Below are 16783 nucleotides of genomic sequence, written 5' to 3'. Positions count from 1 at the left end.
AATCTTTACATTTTATTCCTCCAAAACTGGCCCGGCCATTTTGGAGGATCATTTTCTTTTTCCTTGTTTTAACTCATAGCAATTTCATTTTTTTAGGTTGTCAAACATTTATTTGTTTTTATAATTGGTATATCGGGTACATTAATTACAGCCTTTGCCCTTTAACGTATAAGCATCGCCTGCCTTTTTAAAATGGGCATTTATAAGGGCTTCCGTCAGCTTCAATACTTTTTCTAACGGCATATTGTTAAAATCGGCGTATAGCGTACAGTTCAGTAAATTTTTGTCGGCCCTGATTGTTACATTATATTTTCGCTGCACATCGGCCAAAACATCAAATAAAGGGGTGTTATGGTATTGCAGCTTGCCCTGCTGCCAACTGATCACAGACGAAGCATCTTCAATTTTTTCGGTAATCAGTTTTTGGCTGGTTTTATTATATACCATTTGCATATTCGCTGTGAGTAATACAGCCGGATGTTTTGAGGCCGTTGGAACAATTCCTACTTTTCCGCTTACCACGGTGATCTTAACCGATTTATCTTCGGTATAAGCTTTAACATTAAAGCTGGTACCTAAAACAGTGGTTTTAATTTTACCCGAGTGAATAACAAACGGTTTGCTGCTATCGTGCGCTACTTTAAAGAAAGCCTCGCCTGTAAGTATAACCTCTCTCGTTTTATCTTTAAACTTATCCGGGTACTTTAAACTACTGCCGGCATTAAGGCAAATGCTCGTACCATCGGGCAAGGTGATCAGTTTAATTTCGCCATTCAGTGCTACCGTTTCCTGGTAAGTAACAGGGTTCAACCAGTTGTCCAACTGTTTTCTGAAAATATAGCCGGCACTAAAAATAGCGGTTACAGAGGCGGCAACGGCCAGCTTTACCAGCAAACGCCAAAGAGGAAACACCTTTCTGGGCGGAGGCTTAATTATACGCTGATGGATATTGTTAAGTATCTGATCAGATGCCTCTCCACTCAGAGAGATCTTCTTTTCCAGTGCATCCTTACTGAAACCTTCAAGCGCTACAAGGTATAATTCTGAAACATCTCCTTGCAGGTATTCGGCAAGCCAGCGCCTGTCCTCAGGAGTTAAATTCTCGGTATTATAAAGCCTTTCTAAGCGTTTGACTATAGTTTCCACAAGCTATTTTTATATAAATACGCCGAGAGCTTTAAAACAGGGGGATGGGTTTGTAATTATTTTAAAAAAAAAAGATTAGTAAAAAGCAAAAATAAGCAAAACGGTTAAAACCTTTGCTATACAAGGCTTTATAAAAAGAGTAGTCTTAGTTCGGAAGTCGGTGTCTGATAGGTTTGGGGCTTAAATTGACAAGGTTAGGTTACTAATTCGTTACCGATTGACAAAGGTAATGATATGGCTTAACTGATTATATTTCAGTCTTTTGCGCCCTTTTCTACATTCCCTTGTAACTCAATGTAATTTAATTTTAAACATTAAACATTTGAGTTATGGAACAGACAAAAAAATCGACGTTCAAACTGCTTTTCTATTTGAAAAAGAACGAACTGAAAAAGAACGGTAATGCCCCGATTATGGCACGTATTACCATTGACGGAACCCCGAAAACTTTCGGAACAAAGTTAGAAATTGACCCCAATAATTGGGATTTAAAACACGGAAGAGTTCAGGGCAAAAGTGCGCAGGCATTAAGCATCAATAAAAAACTGGATAACATACGTGGGCGTATCGACAAGATTTATGAAGATATGCTGAAGCACGAGGGCTTTGCGACCGCCCAAAAAGTAAAGCTATCGTTTTTAGGTGTTGGGGTAATGGATGATGCTATCCTTAAAGTTTTCAACGACCAAAATGAGAACTTTAAAAAACTGGTCGAAAAGGAAGAACGCTCACAAAGCACCTACAACAAATATATCACAGTTTACAATCATCTTACCACGTTTATAAAAGAACGCTATCATCGTGATGATATGGCTTTTCGTGAATTGACTGCCGATTTTATCCGGGAGTTTGATTTTTACCTCCGGTACGATTTACAATCTTCGCATAATACGGTTTGGGTTTATACGATGCCTGTATTAAGTCTTGTGGAACTGGCTATTAAAAAGGGCTTGATACGTGATAATCCTTTTCAGGATTATGAAATCAATATGGAAGAAACCGACCGGGGTTATATCCTTAAAGAAGATGTAGAAAAGCTGATGATGTGCGTTCCGTCGCACCCACGGTATGAACTGGTAAAAGACTTGTTTATTTTCAGTTGCTTTACCGGACTTGCTTATGCGGATATTAAGAAATTGACAAGAAACAACATTCAATCATTCTTTGACGGTCATCAGTGGATTATCAGCAGGAGAAAGAAATCAGATATTGCTTCCAATGTTCGGTTAATGGAAATCCCTAAACGTATCATTGAGAAATATCAGGGTACGACAAGGAATGAATTTATCTTTCCGGTTCCGACCAACGCCACCTGCAATACTCACATAGGTAAATTGGTTGAAAAGGCAGAAATTATTACCGAGCAAAAAGTAACCTTTCACACGGCAAGGCATACTTTCGGAACAATGTTTTTGACCGAGGGCGTACCGCTTGAAAGCCTTAGCAAAATGATGGGGCATAAAAACATTTCCACCACACAGATTTATGCTAAAATCACAAGCCAAAAAATCAGTAAGGATATGGATTTAGTTACCCCTAAATTCAAAGCAATGGAAGAAGCGTTTATGATGGCAATATAATCGGCTTTTATCTAATCACAATGAGCAGAACTTAACGGTTCTGCTTTTTTTATGCCTATGCTTTTTGTGTAGGTAAAGCACATTTACTTTCCTCTATGCAATCCAACGCTGTAAAAGAGCTTATTACCTACTTCAGAAATAGAAAATTGAAAAACGAAACCTTTATCTAACGCTCCCTGCTATTCCATTTTTCAAATTTCTATTGCAGGCTATCATAGCCTGGTCATTAATGCCATAAAAATTTAGAACAGAAAATTTCCACAATCAACCGGTAAAAAGGCAGCTAAGTTATAGCGGGCAGCCACCGCACACACACACCAATAAAAAAAACGAATTGTCTTGTCCTAAAATAGCTTTACACAAAAAAGTGTAAAAGAATGAACAAACGACAAATTATTTTAGGATTAAAAAGGCCTAGTGAATTTACTTTATCTGAGCGACAACAAATAGTTGAAGAGTACCTATTAACAAAATGCAAAAAGCGAGATATTTGGGAAAAATATACAGGCGAGAAAGAGGAACACGGTCAGATATTACGATGGATGCGTCAATTAGGCTATGAAATTGAACCAAAATACAGTAAATTAGCTATAAATAAAACTGATATTATGGCTAAAAGAGATTCCAAACAAACTATAGAAGAGCTTCAAATGAAAGAAAAAATCAAGCACTTAGAACAGGCATTGGTTAATTCAGAATTACGAGCTACCGCTTTGGAAATGATGATTGAAGTTGCTGAAAAAGAGCTAAAAATCAATATAAGAAAAAAGTCCAATACCAAACCATCTTCAAAATGAAAGAGCGTAAACCTAACTTAGGATTAAGCAAAATATGCCGATTGTTTGGTGTAACAAGACAGGCATATTACCAATATTTTGAGCGGAATATTGACACAGAATTAGAACATGAATTGATTATAGCAGAAGTTCTTAAAATAAGAAGACAGAACCCAAGAATAGGAACTAGAAAGCTTTATGTTATGTTGGAATGTTTTATGCATGAGCATCAAATCAAAATGGGAAGAGATGCCTTATTTAATTTATTATCTGTAAATAATTTGTTGATTAGACGCAGAAAAAGGTTAATAAAAACAACGCAATCTCATCATTGGTTAAAAAAATATCCAAATCTAATAAAAGGATTTTCCGCTTCTAGACCTAATGAATTGTTTGTGAGTGATATAACGTATTGGAAAACAAAAAATAAGGTACTTTATATTCATTTAGTAACAGACGCTTACAGTAGGAAAATAGTTGGACATTGTTTGTCTCAAACACTGAAAGCAGAGCATCGTGTAAAAGCATTACAAATGGCTCTCTCTGCCTTTGAAGGGGCAGAGAGCCATTTGCCCATAACGCATCATTCAGACAGAGGAGTACAGTATTGTAGCCAAAAATATGTAAACCTATTACAGGATTATAATATACAAATTAGCATGACGGAGAATGGTGACCCTCTTGAAAATGCTATTGCAGAACGTGTAAATGGAATTTTAAAAGAAGAATATTTAAACAATTATGAGGTTGAAAACTATAGTCAAGCAAAAGAATTACTAGATGCTGTAATTAGAATTTATAACAATGAAAGACCTCATATGAGCATTGGATATATAACTCCAGAAAAAGTTCACTCAAAGGAACTTAAAAAGGGAGATTGTAAATGGAAAAATTATTACAAAAAAAAGGAGGTTGTAAATATATTTTAGAATTATATTTGAACTGTAAACGAATTTTAGTATTAATATAAAAAGTGTAAACTTTTTTTAGGACGTGACACTTTTTTTCTCTGTTTTTCCATAATTGAAACACATTAATTTGTTACTGTTTATCCCGCACCTTGCGAGCTTTCGGGACAAAGGTGTTTCAGAAATCAGGGCGTTATAACAAAGTGGCAGTCAGTGGAATTGTTTGGCGGTGAGTGGCGGTTGTAAAAGGTATTTTTATAACTTAGGCATCTATTTATTTTAATACGCTAACATTATGATTGATTTTGAAATAGCAGAAATTGAAGCTGCTAATCAATTTGCCCAATTGCTAAACCCAAGGGTAGATTTTGCAACACCATACGTATTCTTTTACGATGAAACCAATAATATCAAAACATTCTATGTAAGAGAAAATGATTTCAATTATACGTTTACAGCTAATTTTGTTTTGGGAGGAGTTCTACATGAAGGAGCAGTATTGGATGTACAGCCATTGATAGATAGTTTTAAATTACAGAAGACAGCCAAGGAAGTAAAATTTAAACATATCGCATTTGGAGATTTTCTTGATTGTCTAAAATCCCAGAAGCTAAACCTCTTCTTTCGCTTTTTAAAAGAAAGCGATCTTTATGTCCATTATTCAAGTATAAATATTTTGTACTGGTCTGTAGTTGATATTGTAGATTCTGCGATAATGAATTCTGACGCAGCTATGCAATTAGGACCTGGATTTAACAATCAAATGAAGAATGACCTGTACAAACTCTGTCGTCTTGAAATAGATGCCGTCGTTCAACTTTTTTATGCTTTCGAATATCCTAATGTTAAACCTGAGAAAATTGGTGATTTCATAGAAGCATTGAGCAATCTTTTTGAAGAATATCTTCCGTTACAAGAATTTCATTTTGGGTTGGAATCTTTACGGCAGATATTGAAAGAGTCTAAAAAGAAAGGTGAGCTAGCTTTTGTTATGGATGAAAAAGATCACGTACTGTTAGCAGATTTGACACACTTTTATCTCAGACCTATCTATACCTTCAAGAATTCAACTCATATTTTCGACAACGAGGATTCTATCCGAGAAGCTTTGAACGAATATAGAATGCTAGATAAAGGAGTAGAGTTTAAAAACTATTCTTTTGTTGATTCTCAGGACAGCCAATTGACGCAACTATGTGATATTTTTATTGGTTTCATGGGTAAATATACCCAATACAGGAATACGCATACTATGGAAGAAATTAAAGCGGATATCGACTCTTTCTCAGGCTTACAATTAGAAAATATGAAGTTATTTATTGATATTATTAATAAATCAGACCATAAAAATCCTGCTTTTCTACACGCAACAGATAGTTATGAAGAGGTAATGAAATTTGGGGAGCTATGCAAAATTATTGCAGGAAAACAACCTTAATTAGTATTAGATAACCCAAAGACAATATATAAATAAAGCCGAAGGTAATTCTTCGGCTTTATAGAAATAAAAATCAAAGTTCTACAATCGGAAAAATTTGGAGATTTTCTGCCAAATAGTAGATTTTTGACTTTCTTGAATAACTGGTTCTTCTTTTGGAATATCCGGCATGTCAAAATACTCCGTCTTACGTTCTAAGTCATTTTCTCTACCTAGACGGATTTCCTTTTCTGTCCAATGACCAGCAAACTCAACGTTATTGTTCCTTATCCAATAATGAGCCTGACATTCAAAATTCCAATTCCCTATAGACGGATAAAGCGTAATTGATTTGCCATTAAATGTCAACCTCCAATCTGTCGGAGACAATGGAGTTACCACTTCGTTACCACAACCACATACACATTTATGTATTGCAGTGCAGTATTCGATTGAGACGTATAAAATACCTTCTTCAACCTTTTCGGGAATGAACTCAACGAACTTATACTGTAACGACATCTTCATTAAAAATTTTAGATGTGCTAATAGCATATGAGCTGTGATGCTCATTTTCCAAATCAACATAAATTCCAGATAGCTTCTTCCATTTCAGGATAGCAAAAATTGCATTCAATGCATTCAATTCCGCAATTTGAATATTAGTAGCATATTCATTATTATCGGAATCTTCTGAAAAAATACGAAGAGGTAAATGGTCATTTTTGTCACGGGTGGCAGAAGTAACTCTTACAGCACCCGTAAGCTTGTTCTCAACGACATTCACACCCAAACCTACATCAGAAAACGGAATACCTGCGCTAGCCAAATAATCTGTTACCATCTTCCTGACAGTATTTTTATCAACACATATAAATACATAATCCATTTTATCTAACTCTAATAGATTCTCTTTCTTCACATAGTAGTCATGGACATAAATGTATTTGTGCATGTTAGAATACAACTTTTGATAATATGCAGCCTTTCTCGGATTTTCATCAAGGTCACTCATTGATGCAGCACCAGGCGAACGGAATGCATTGTGTTGGTCAAAGCTATCCCCATCAAAAAGATGGATTTCCTTTACCGGTGTTTTGGCCACCATATCCAAAATATATGCTCCAGTTCCTCCTAAACCAACAATTGCTATTTTCTGATTTTCCAATTTCGAATTAATAGCTTCTATGTTAGCACGGCTTGAATTAGTATCAATGTATTGGAATACTGTTTCATTAGAGCTGTCTGCTATCAGCTTAAAAGTCTTTTCCGTAACTAACGGATACAAATATTTGGCGGGAGCGGAAATGATATCTGCATACCTCTTGACCTTTTCGTAATAGTTAGGATATCCACCAGTAGGCTTATTAGAAAATGATCTATTTACGGTAATCTGATTGTTTAATACAGAATTACTGTTGCCATGTTGAATAGCGGTAATAACGTTGCCGTCGATTTCACAGGGATTATCTCCTATAAAAAAAATAACATGGTTTTGAATATCATGTAATGTAGTTACCAATATACCGTATTGTAGATTTTTGTTTTGATCAACAAAGGGTATATGGTGGATAAGTAAATATCCACCACGTACCTCGATCTCATAACCTTCGTCTCTTAGACGTTTAAGGTCGGGACTATGATTTATCAGTTGCTGTGACATCGAAGATCATTTTATTTTTGACACGAACAACTGAACCTTTAACCATAGTGCCTTCTGGTTTAGGTTCCCAACCTCTACTGTAAGTAACTGTATAACCTTTGTTTGGGTTATTATCATATGATCCAAAGGCTAAAACAACCAATTGCTCAAAAGAAATGTTTATTTCTTTCCATATGTGCGGACGTGCATTCACAATGATGGTTACTTCAGTTGGTCTTGGCTTAGAAAAGAATCTCTCTTTACCCGGACGAGCTAAATCAACTACTTCATCATCGAATATTTGATCGTCTTGCCAGCCTTCCTTGATGTCAAGGAAGATATCATCTTCCGCAGGTATGTTGCCCAGCTCTCTGATTTGAGCCCCTCTGATGTATTGCTTATACCAAGTAAAAGGCTTGTCGTTAATGAAAAACTGGAGTTTTTTCTTTACAAAGAAATATTCAGTTTCTGGCCGAGCCAGATTTACCTGCTTTTCATTTTCAATAAGCTCATCCTGATAAGGTTTACTAATTGATAAAAATAACTCGGTATCTAAAGGTATCCCAGCAAGTTGTTTTAATTCTGCCCCTGTTTTGTATTGGTCAAAAGTCTCATATTCTTTGCCTTCTATTACAAATTTTAGGGGTATTTCTGGGCTATGGGAATGCAAATCCCCTTGATGATTATCTAACTTCATCGTAAATTAAATTTTGATATTAACTAATAAATAATTGCTTATTGCCTATCATTTCAGCAATAAATAAGGGCTTGCCCTACGATAGTTTTAATCCTGATGCAATTGAAATTTTATACTATTAATACCAAGCCCTACTGCCTGAATTACAATGACAGCAGGTTAAAATCACGAAAAGCTTGTTTATTACAAATAAAGGAAGTAGTTTTGAAGTGCAAAAACATTACTACCAAGAGCCTTGCAAGGGCTTTTGTTTCCTTTAAGGAATCAAGCCAGGTGATTTTCGCCTGGTTTTTTATTTTCTTACCTGCCTTTTTTCATTAAAATTTTGTGTCTGTTATTGATTTCGGATCGTTTCCGGGTTTAACAGTATCGCTATCTCTAATAGGTCCACCATTCGGGCGATGTATTCTAACTTCTCCTCCGCCATTATTTGATGAAAATTGTTTTGCAAGTTGTTCAGCTTGCTTTTGAGTACTGACAATTGCTGATGCTTTCTTGCCGCCTTCCTTTTGGACGTTCCACCCGTCTTGTCCTTTTTTCTGTGTTACATGATAATTTGCCATAATTATAATTTTTATATTGTTTTTATTTACTAGCAATTGAACTTACCTAACTACTATACGTTCATCTACCTTCACATTCTCATGTAGGAAATTGTATTGATTCAGGAGCTGGGTTACTTCGTTATATACTTTTCCCTTTTTTCTTGTATCTCTTATAGTAATGATGGCGACAAATTCCTGGCTAATATCTCTACTATCTTTCACTCGTAATTCGTAATTGTTTCGATATGAAGCTTTAAGTTGCAAAAACCAAAGTCTATCCATATCTAAACACGTTCGCTTATGGCTTTCTTGTAGCTCTTCAAGATCTATACACCACTTTTTCACTGGTAAAAATAATTCTGTGTGACCAACGCTATAACTATGCAGAAAGCGTTCAGTTTTAAAAGTTGGAGATGCCGCTTTTTGCTTTCGGCTACTATATCTTGAAGAAACGAGAAGATTTTGAGCATCGTCCATATCAATTGGGTTTCTCTTTATTTTACTATCTATAACTTCTATCTTTTTATTATAAGTACCAAAAGATGCATCTACGTCACTTTGAATATATTCTGCCCCATGATATGAATTTATTTCTGGCGAGGTTACCAAAGTTATTTTCACTTGTCCATAAAAATGACCGTCTTCAACTAAACATTTGGGAAACGGAAAATCCATTATCTTAATGTTAGACCCCTTGTCCACAGAATCCATTAGAATTAAAGTTACCTCATCTAGATCGTTAAACAGAATATCATTTACTCTTGATGGCAACCCAAATCCTATCTGATTGATGCGATCAAAGAAATTTTCATCAAATTCCTCTGGATGCTTTGCGGAGTGTATCAATAGTGCTTTAATAAAATCCGGGTTAAACTCATCTTTTATAGAGCCGGCAAGTTCAGCAGCAAGAGCAGTAACCCTTGGAGCACTATAGCTTGTCCCCACTGCCTTGCATACTTTCCCGTTCTCTGCGAAAGAACGTACGCCATTTATATCTAATTTGCCATTTAAGAATCCGACATTTCCTCCGTAATGGACTAAGTCTGGTTTTATTACATCTGAACAGCCGGGGCCTACCATTGAAAAAGGAGATGGATGGTTGAGGGGGGAAAGATCGTGTTCTCTTTTATCATGAGTAATAGATCCTACTACCAAAGTTTTTACACTCTCAGATGCCTCTGTGATTCTCCCACGAGGAGCCGCTTTTAAAAAATTGGAACAATTGCCCGCAGCTTTTACAATCAAAATATTATATTCAGATTGTAAATCATCCAAATACTTCGCAAAGTCTGAATATTTATTGTCTTCAATTGCAGTTTCATTACCAATTGAGAAATTCCATACCTTTACATCAGGATGCTTTTTAACCGCTTCTCGCATAAACTCCACCATCATAGGTTCATCTATGTAACCAAAATTACCGTTTGGAAAAATTACTGCCTCTGTAATTTTAAACGGCTTTGTACCTGTCCAGTCTTTGTTTTCTAATATATCTCCATAATTAATTATTCCAGCGACAAATGTACCATGCGATTTATCAAATTCATCAGATCCAAAAGCAACAAAGGTTCCTTCTTTCCATGGTTTTAAATGGTCAATATCACTTATGCCTTCATCAAAAACTCCTACTTTAAAATAATCAATGCCCTCTTCTGGTAGTTTAACTTCAATTATATCTTCTTCTATAAGGCCGCTTTTGGTCAAAGAAATAATAGGCACCTTGCTAATAGAGAAAATACTTTCACTTTCATTAAAATTTATCAAAGATTGCGGCTTAACTGATCTTACTCTATAAAGTATAAGATCCTTGGAGTATTGCAATTTTTGATACTCAATGTTGAGTTTTTCACAAAGATTTTCAAAGCTCCTTTCTGCTATTTCATTAAGCTTATAATCTCCATAGTTTATTAGCTTAATCTTTAAATCATTTTCTTCAGACTCTTCAAGATCAATTGTAGGAGCAAAGTCTTCAGCCGCTTCTATAGCGGAAATACCAACAATGTTTTTATCCACATCCTGTATTTTTTTCTCTATATCAACGATATCTTCAGGTCCATCAATTTTAACTAGTAATTCATCATCACCAACCATACCTATAATATTAACCTTCTTACCTTTATTGAAAATTTTTCCAATGGAACTCCTGTGTGTTTTGGCAAGGGCATCTTCATTTACTTTTAATCTGATTACAGTTGGCAAATAATTATCACTGGCGGCTTTTTGAGCTACCTTGGATTTTAACTGTCCAAAATATCCTTTGAAATAGTTTACTCTTTCGGTTAGTTCATCACCTTCCAAACGAAACTTTGCACCTTGGTTGTCAAAACCGGCTGGAAGATTATTTAAAGCTTTATCATTATCTCTTTTTTTAAATAGCTTTATTGGCAAGTTCTTTCCCATAACACTAATCTTTTAAATTGTTTCTAATCTGACGAATGGATACACTCAATAATTCGGCAATTTGCATTTGAGGAATGCCGTTGTCATTCAAATATTTTACTAATTCATCAGTTGTGTAGCTGCCATGTTTTTCAAATTGAAAAATCTCTATCAACAAGTCCTCTAAAGTTAATGCGGTTCTTTCTTGGACAATTGCATGTGTGAGAGCATTATTTATAATCGTCCTGATATCTGACGGCGTTTTTTGTGAAAGAAGTTGAACAAGTTTATCAGTCTTCTTCTTGTCGATGATTAAATCCTTTCCAAATTCTCCTGCATAAAGACTTATAATTTTGGATATATTTTCAACACTTGGTTGAGTTACCTCAATCACGCTATTGAATCTTCTCCAGATGGCTTTATCCAATAATTCAGGATGATTGGTCGCTGCTATTAAAACATTATTCTGCGAAAATTCATCAATGTTTTGCAACAGGCTATTTATAACCCTTTTTAGTTCTCCCATTTCATGTTGATCGTCACGTGCCTTAGCAATTGCATCAAATTCGTCTAAAAACAATATACATGGCTTACTATCAGCAAATTCAAATACTTTTCTAATATTTTTTGAAGTATTTCCCAATAGAGAGGATATTAATGCATCAAGTCTGGCTGTAACTAAAGGTAAACCCGTTTGTGCAGCAACATATTTAGCAATAGTTGTCTTTCCTACACCCGGAATACCATAAAGCAATAAAGTACATTGCAATGGCAGTCCGTGAGATTTGATCTTATCCTTATTATTTATGATTTTTATGAAATCTGCTACATTTCTATCAATAGTTTCAGGGAGAACAATATCTAATTTTACCGTAGCAGGATTGAATATATCTACAATGCTCATCCTTGTTTCAGAATCAACAGGTGCCGAAGTGATCAATTGCTCCATAGCCAATGTAGTAGTTCCTTTATTCTCCAATATGTTTTTTATACCCTTAGCCAATTGAAGATTTCCCTCCTCAGTTAGCTTCTCCATAAGCTTTTTAGCGTATTGAATTACTTTAGCCGGCTCTTTTTTTAAACCCCCTTCAATTATCTTAATTATCTCCGTGTACATTTCTTTTATAGTTTACGTGCTACAAACGTACACAAAAATAGAATACAAAGCAATAAAATCGTTATAAAAATCAAATAAATCGTTTCAAAAATTACAAACTATGTCATTTTTATACTTACAATCGTTATTAAAAGACAAGAAATAACCTTTTTACATCATATTAAAACTTGAAATAATTTCAAATAAAATAAGGGAGTTCGCTCACACAAACTCCCCAATGTCAAAATCACTCAAATCCCTTTTCCGCAAGGTGGAAGAACCGTCGTAGCTTTCAGATGAAAGTGTGCTATCCAAAAGCTCGGCAATTTTTCGGGAAGCACCCTCAATAGAACTTTCCAGTAAGCTGAATAATTCGGTTCCCTGTAATTTCTGAACTATTGCTACCGCTGTTTCCTTTTGGGATTGGTCCAAATTTTCTTTTTGGACCAATGTCCCTACGGAGCTCAGTTCGTCGTAGGTAACCCCTTGGGCAAAACCGTTATCGTCACCGGATATTCCGTACCTGTTCCATTCTTCTTCCTCATCGTCCAAATTTGGCATATTGCTGAAAACTTCGTCCAGTTCTTCCTGCGGAATTTGAATGCTGACGTTTTCGTTTTCGTCGTATTCGATGTCTAAATTATCAGGGTTCATCTCCGGTTCCGTTATTTGGCTTTCATTGGCAGTTTTTGGCACTAAGTGGCTCTTTATTGACTTGGGCTGTCCCATAATATCGGGGAGGTTCGGGTTAACCTTTTCCTGCATGGGCTTCTGCTCCGACCTTTTATATATGACAATCTTATCCTGCAAAAGCAGCACAATAACGATTAGCAGACAAATCACAATTACTATTTCCATAATCAGCTATTTTAAAAAATGGGTTTAAACTTTTCGTTGAAATCATCGGTAATGGCTTTCTCAAATAGTTCAAAATGATGCTCCAGTATATTGTCGAGGTAAGCATACAGGGGTATGGCATCTTTACCGATTACCTGTACGATACGGGACAGCCGTTCGTGGTATTCCTGCCGGATATAAATGCTTTTATCGCCTCGCTTTGTCATCGAGTGGGTTTTCAAAAAGTGTTCGCCGTAGCTGCCGTCAAGATTTTTCTTGGTGCGGTTACGTTCCTTCTGTACAGGTTTGCTTTTTGATAACTCATCCTGCTTTACCTCCTCTTTAGTCGCCTCCTTTTCCCGCTCTTCATTAGGTTCGGGCGGTAAACGCAAACCCTCTTCTTTAACGCCGTCCACCATCAGGTTCATCATCAACTCTTCGTTGATGTCCGGCGTGGCTTTCCTTTTATTATCTTTTTCCATAAGGCTATAATTGAACGATTTTTAAAAATTCATTGATGAACAGGTCTAACTGGCAGGCTTTCATTAAACGTTCATCAGGTGGCATTATGGTAGAACGGAGAACCGTTTTACTGTCGGCTTCGCTTTCTTTGCGAAAGCGGGTACTGTTCTTCACTTGGCTCTGCATCAGGCTTAATCCCAGCTGCTCAATAAGCTGATTGTACAGGTCATATAAGGGAGTGCTTTCCCTGCCGTCCACCTGGTTCCAAAATAGGTTAATGCTTTGTATGGAAGTTTCGCCCTTTTTCATAATCACATCCTGTAAAAGCTGGGTGAAGATGAGCGTACTTTCCATCACCACACGGTCTGCGGTAATAGGCGTAAAAATATGATGCATTCCTGCGAGTGCTTTCAGAATGCCGGGCGTGTTCACAGTTCCGGGCAGGTCAAAAAACACCACGTCGATCGGAACGGCGGAAGCCGTTACAAATTCGTGTGCAGCATCCAGTACGCTATCTGCTTTATGCTGTGTAATGGGATAGGCTTTCTTGTTGATGGTGGTAAACTGCTTATACGCCAGTTTTTTCAACGCCTCATTTTCCATTACCATTGCCAAATCACGGGTTTTCATTTTCATCAGGCTGTGCTGCGGAAAATCCGCATCAAATACGGCTACGTTGTAGCCCAACCGATAGTGCATCGTACTGGCGACAAGCGTGGTAAATGTGCTTTTGCCAACACCGCCTTTTTGAGAAGAAAAGGCAACGAACAGAGGTTTCTTTTTTGTGTCCATATTTTTAAAATTTAAAGTTTGCAACTTCCTGTTTTCAGTCTTGCAGGCTTTCAGGCTTTCAGCCGTGCAGCCCTGATTTCGTGCTGTCTTCCTTACAGGATAGTTATCAGGCTTGCCTGCGGGCATTACTGATTGCCTGCTTTCTTGCCATACGGCAGCAATGCTTTCATTCAGGCATCTTATCAGGCTGGATTGCATTCTTGCATTCGTTCCATCCGTCACGCAGGCGTGATTGCCTGATAGCAGGCTGTCACGCTTTCCGTCATTCCTGCGCTCTTGCTTTCTTGCATTCCTGCAATCTTGCAGGCAGGATAACCTGCCGTCTTGAATGTGTGCCGTCTGCTCGTCTTGAAGTACGGGCTGCATGCCCGCCAACATTCAGGGACAAAGAACTCATCAAATTCATTCGGTTGTATAGCGGTGGCAGTGTTTGGCGTTCAGAGGCAGCATTTGGCACTGTGGTACAGTGCAACGCTATCGTAAACAGGGCTTTACTTTGTATTGTGATTTTTATTAACGGATTTATGCAAAAGTCTTTCGACATATCAGGAGGTAACGGGAACGGCATTGAGCCGTTTTTCCCTGTTACATTCAATCCGTCCCGCAGGGCGGATTTTTGTGTTCACCGGAACACGGCAAGTTGTGTTTTGAGGCACTCGAAACCGAGTTAGTGCCTCAAAACAACTTGCCCTGCTGGGAGCTTAAAAAACGTCTTCCGAAGTCAGCGTTTTTGTATGAATTTAAAATGGATTAGTGATGAACGAGAACAGTAACAAAAAACAGAATAAGGGCGGACGGACACCGAAAACCGATCCAAGCATCTACCGCCACGTTTTCCGTCTTACAGACGAAGAAAATGCCAAACTTTTATCGCTTTTTGAAGCATCGGGAATGCCCAATAAAGCAAAGTTTATCATTTCCCTGCTGTTCAGTAAGGAAATGAAATCGGTTAAAATTGACAAGGGAACGGTTGATTTTTATATGCGATTGACCTCGTTTCACAGTCAATTTCGCTCCGTAGGAGTAAATTATAACCAGATTGTAAAGCTATTGTACAAGAATTTTTCCGAGAAAAAAGCCGCAGCGTTCCTTTACAAATTGGAAAAACAGACGGCTGAAATGGCGATGCTATGCCAAAAAATTATTCAGATAACTGAAGAATTTGAAGCAAAACATTTGAAAAAACAGTCTTAGAAATGATAGCAAAAATCGGTAGAAGTGGAAATTTATACGGAGCATTTGCATACAATCAGCTCAAAGTGGAGAATGAAAATGGAAAAATTTTGTTTGCCAATAAGATGATTGAAACTGCTAACGGGCATTATTCCGTGGCACAATTAGCCCAATCTTTTGCGCCTTATTTGATAGCGAACCGAAATACAGAAAAACATACGTTGCATATTTCGCTCAATCCTGACCCGAAAGATAAGGTAAGCGATGATAAATATCGGGTAATGGCAGAGCAGTATATGCGGGAAATGGGTTACGGCGAACAGCCTTTTGTGGTATTTAAACATACCGATATTGACCGCAGTCACATTCATATCGTATCGGTTTGCGTGGACGAAGAAGGCAAAAAGATTTCAGATAAATTCGAGAAAATGCGGTCTATGAATATTTGCCGTGAACTGGAAAGGAAATATGGATTGATAACCGCACCTGATAAAGAACATAAACAGAACGACAAGATTTTCCATCCGGTAGATTACAAAGCTGGAGATGTAAAAAGCCAAATCGCTTCGGTTGTCCGCCACCTGCCTAACTACTACCAGTACCAAACTTTGGGTGAATATAATGCTTTGCTTTCCCTGTTCAATATTACCACCGAAAAAGTGGAGGGCGAATTGCTAGGGAAAATGCAACAGGGTTTGTTGTACATCCCGTTAAATGAGAAAGGCGAAAGAGCCGGGCATCCATTCAAGGCTTCCTTATTCGGAAAAAGTGCTGGACTTCCTGCTTTAGAATTGCATTTTGAGAAGAGCAAAACCGCTTTGAAAAACCATCCAAGCCAAAAAACTTTGCAATCAGCCGTTACCATTGCGTTGCAATCAACAACTGATGAATTGAACTTTAAGAAACAGTTAACCGAACAAGGAATTAATGTGGTGGTTCGCAGAAATGATGCAGGACGAATTTATGGTATCACATTTATTGACCACAATTCTAAAAGTGTTTGGAATGGTTCACGTTTAAGCAAAGAACTTTCTGCCAATACCTTTAATGATTATTGGAACAATAACATCAAACCGGAGATTAAAGAGCCAGTAGAATTACAACCGAAAAGATCTACATCAAATGTTGCAGATCTTCCTGCGGAAGAACCACATCATTTGTTCGACTTCTTGAATACGGAAAAACACGAAGACGGTTTGATTGAAGCATTGGGAGGTTTGCTTCCCGAAACACAGAGAGAAGATTATGAGGAACAGGATTTTGCGAATAAAATGAAGAAGAAAAGGAAACGCCAAAGAGGTCAAAAATAGTAATCAGCCAAACACTGCCACGC

General features: G+C 37.1%; 16 protein-coding genes. 6 read left to right on the top strand and 10 right to left on the bottom strand.

Annotated elements, in window-relative coordinates; genetic code table 11:
• Window positions 1-141: 141 nt before the first annotated feature.
• Window positions 142-1146 carry a FecR family protein gene (locus tag DIU38_RS01790; RefSeq protein ID WP_112652854.1) on the bottom strand — a complete coding sequence of 335 codons (1005 nt, stop codon included), beginning with the start codon at window positions 1144-1146 and terminating at the stop codon, window positions 142-144.
• A gap of 329 nt (window positions 1147-1475) precedes the next feature.
• Between DIU38_RS01790 and DIU38_RS01785 the strand changes: the two genes are divergently transcribed.
• From DIU38_RS01785 to DIU38_RS01770, 4 genes are all read left to right on the top strand, one after another.
• Window positions 1476-2726: a site-specific integrase gene (locus tag DIU38_RS01785; RefSeq protein ID WP_112652853.1), complete on the top strand. Its 1251-nt coding sequence runs from the start codon at window positions 1476-1478 to the stop codon at window positions 2724-2726.
• Window positions 2727-3103: 377 nt separating this feature from the next.
• Window positions 3104-3523, top strand: a complete 420-nt coding sequence (locus tag DIU38_RS01780) for a hypothetical protein (protein WP_112652852.1) — start codon at window positions 3104-3106, stop codon at window positions 3521-3523.
• Window positions 3520-4431, top strand: a complete 912-nt coding sequence (locus DIU38_RS01775; RefSeq protein WP_112652851.1) for an IS3 family transposase — start codon at window positions 3520-3522, stop codon at window positions 4429-4431. The genes DIU38_RS01780 and DIU38_RS01775 overlap by 4 nt, the downstream gene beginning before the upstream one ends.
• 274 nt (window positions 4432-4705) lie before the next feature.
• The gene (locus DIU38_RS01770; protein WP_112652850.1) at window positions 4706-5848 is read left to right on the top strand and encodes a DUF3800 domain-containing protein; all 1143 of its coding nucleotides are present in this window, start codon (window positions 4706-4708) and stop codon (window positions 5846-5848) included.
• A gap of 81 nt (window positions 5849-5929) precedes the next feature.
• On the opposite strand, the gene DIU38_RS01765 is transcribed toward DIU38_RS01770, so the two are convergent.
• The 9 genes from DIU38_RS01765 to DIU38_RS01725 form a co-directional block, all read right to left on the bottom strand.
• Window positions 5930-6355, bottom strand: a complete 426-nt coding sequence (locus DIU38_RS01765; RefSeq protein WP_112652924.1) for a DUF6527 family protein — start codon at window positions 6353-6355, stop codon at window positions 5930-5932.
• Window positions 6333-7490, bottom strand: a complete 1158-nt coding sequence (locus DIU38_RS01760; protein WP_112652849.1) for a ThiF family adenylyltransferase — start codon at window positions 7488-7490, stop codon at window positions 6333-6335. Before DIU38_RS01760 ends, DIU38_RS01765 begins: the two co-directional genes overlap by 23 nt.
• Window positions 7465-8166, bottom strand: coding sequence for a multiubiquitin domain-containing protein (locus tag DIU38_RS01755; RefSeq protein WP_026763228.1), 702 nt, complete (start codon window positions 8164-8166; stop codon window positions 7465-7467). Before DIU38_RS01755 ends, DIU38_RS01760 begins: the two co-directional genes overlap by 26 nt.
• Window positions 8167-8483: 317 nt before the next feature.
• Window positions 8484-8729: a DUF2188 domain-containing protein gene (locus DIU38_RS01750; protein WP_037351561.1), complete on the bottom strand. Its 246-nt coding sequence runs from the start codon at window positions 8727-8729 to the stop codon at window positions 8484-8486.
• Window positions 8730-8771: 42 nt separating this feature from the next.
• Entirely contained in the window at window positions 8772-11111 is a 2340-nt protein-coding gene (locus DIU38_RS01745; RefSeq protein ID WP_112652848.1) for a S8 family peptidase, read from the bottom strand.
• A 4-nt stretch (window positions 11112-11115) separates the two neighbouring features.
• Window positions 11116-12207 carry an AAA family ATPase gene (locus DIU38_RS01740; protein WP_026763225.1) on the bottom strand — a complete coding sequence of 364 codons (1092 nt, stop codon included), beginning with the start codon at window positions 12205-12207 and terminating at the stop codon, window positions 11116-11118.
• A 201-nt stretch (window positions 12208-12408) separates the two neighbouring features.
• Window positions 12409-13044: a conjugal transfer protein TraD gene (locus DIU38_RS01735; RefSeq protein WP_112652847.1), complete on the bottom strand. Its 636-nt coding sequence runs from the start codon at window positions 13042-13044 to the stop codon at window positions 12409-12411.
• Between the two features lie 11 nt (window positions 13045-13055).
• Entirely contained in the window at window positions 13056-13505 is a 450-nt protein-coding gene (locus DIU38_RS01730; RefSeq protein ID WP_112652846.1) for a DUF3408 domain-containing protein, read from the bottom strand.
• Window positions 13506-13509: 4 nt separating this feature from the next.
• A complete protein-coding gene (locus DIU38_RS01725; protein ID WP_432211737.1) occupies window positions 13510-14643 on the bottom strand; it encodes a ParA family protein in 1134 nt (377 codons plus the stop codon).
• A gap of 390 nt (window positions 14644-15033) precedes the next feature.
• Between DIU38_RS01725 and mobA the strand changes: the two genes are divergently transcribed.
• Both mobA and mobB read left to right on the top strand, forming a co-directional pair.
• Window positions 15034-15471 carry a conjugal transfer protein MobA gene (gene mobA, locus DIU38_RS01720; protein WP_112652845.1) on the top strand — a complete coding sequence of 146 codons (438 nt, stop codon included), beginning with the start codon at window positions 15034-15036 and terminating at the stop codon, window positions 15469-15471.
• A 2-nt stretch (window positions 15472-15473) separates the two neighbouring features.
• Complete coding sequence (gene mobB / locus DIU38_RS01715) at window positions 15474-16760, top strand: conjugal transfer protein MobB (protein ID WP_112652844.1); 1287 nt, start codon at window positions 15474-15476, stop codon at window positions 16758-16760.
• Window positions 16761-16783: the final 23 nt, after the last annotated feature.

This window comes from Mucilaginibacter metallidurans (assembly GCF_003286435.2).
Lineage (GTDB): Bacteria > Bacteroidota > Bacteroidia > Sphingobacteriales > Sphingobacteriaceae > Mucilaginibacter > Mucilaginibacter gossypii.
The sequence above is the reverse complement of the archived record's forward strand: the minus strand, read 5'-3'. Positions and strand labels throughout refer to the sequence as shown.

Coding starts and splice junctions, on each gene's coding strand:
- DIU38_RS01760 (WP_112652849.1), bottom strand. CDS start 7,490: ATGTCACAGCAACTGATAAATCATAGTCCCGACCTTAAACGTCTAAGA.
- DIU38_RS01735 (WP_112652847.1), bottom strand. CDS start 13,044: ATGGAAATAGTAATTGTGATTTGTCTGCTAATCGTTATTGTGCTGCTT.
- DIU38_RS01730 (WP_112652846.1), bottom strand. CDS start 13,505: ATGGAAAAAGATAATAAAAGGAAAGCCACGCCGGACATCAACGAAGAG.
- DIU38_RS01780 (WP_112652852.1), top strand. CDS start 3,104: ATGAACAAACGACAAATTATTTTAGGATTAAAAAGGCCTAGTGAATTT.
- mobB (WP_112652844.1), top strand. CDS start 15,474: ATGATAGCAAAAATCGGTAGAAGTGGAAATTTATACGGAGCATTTGCA.
- DIU38_RS01745 (WP_112652848.1), bottom strand. CDS start 11,111: ATGGGAAAGAACTTGCCAATAAAGCTATTTAAAAAAAGAGATAATGAT.
- DIU38_RS01750 (WP_037351561.1), bottom strand. CDS start 8,729: ATGGCAAATTATCATGTAACACAGAAAAAAGGACAAGACGGGTGGAAC.
- DIU38_RS01755 (WP_026763228.1), bottom strand. CDS start 8,166: ATGAAGTTAGATAATCATCAAGGGGATTTGCATTCCCATAGCCCAGAA.
- DIU38_RS01740 (WP_026763225.1), bottom strand. CDS start 12,207: ATGTACACGGAGATAATTAAGATAATTGAAGGGGGTTTAAAAAAAGAG.
- DIU38_RS01770 (WP_112652850.1), top strand. CDS start 4,706: ATGATTGATTTTGAAATAGCAGAAATTGAAGCTGCTAATCAATTTGCC.
- mobA (WP_112652845.1), top strand. CDS start 15,034: ATGAACGAGAACAGTAACAAAAAACAGAATAAGGGCGGACGGACACCG.
- DIU38_RS01765 (WP_112652924.1), bottom strand. CDS start 6,355: ATGAAGATGTCGTTACAGTATAAGTTCGTTGAGTTCATTCCCGAAAAG.
- DIU38_RS01775 (WP_112652851.1), top strand. CDS start 3,520: ATGAAAGAGCGTAAACCTAACTTAGGATTAAGCAAAATATGCCGATTG.
- DIU38_RS01725 (WP_432211737.1), bottom strand. CDS start 14,643: ATGCAGCCCGTACTTCAAGACGAGCAGACGGCACACATTCAAGACGGC.
- DIU38_RS01785 (WP_112652853.1), top strand. CDS start 1,476: ATGGAACAGACAAAAAAATCGACGTTCAAACTGCTTTTCTATTTGAAA.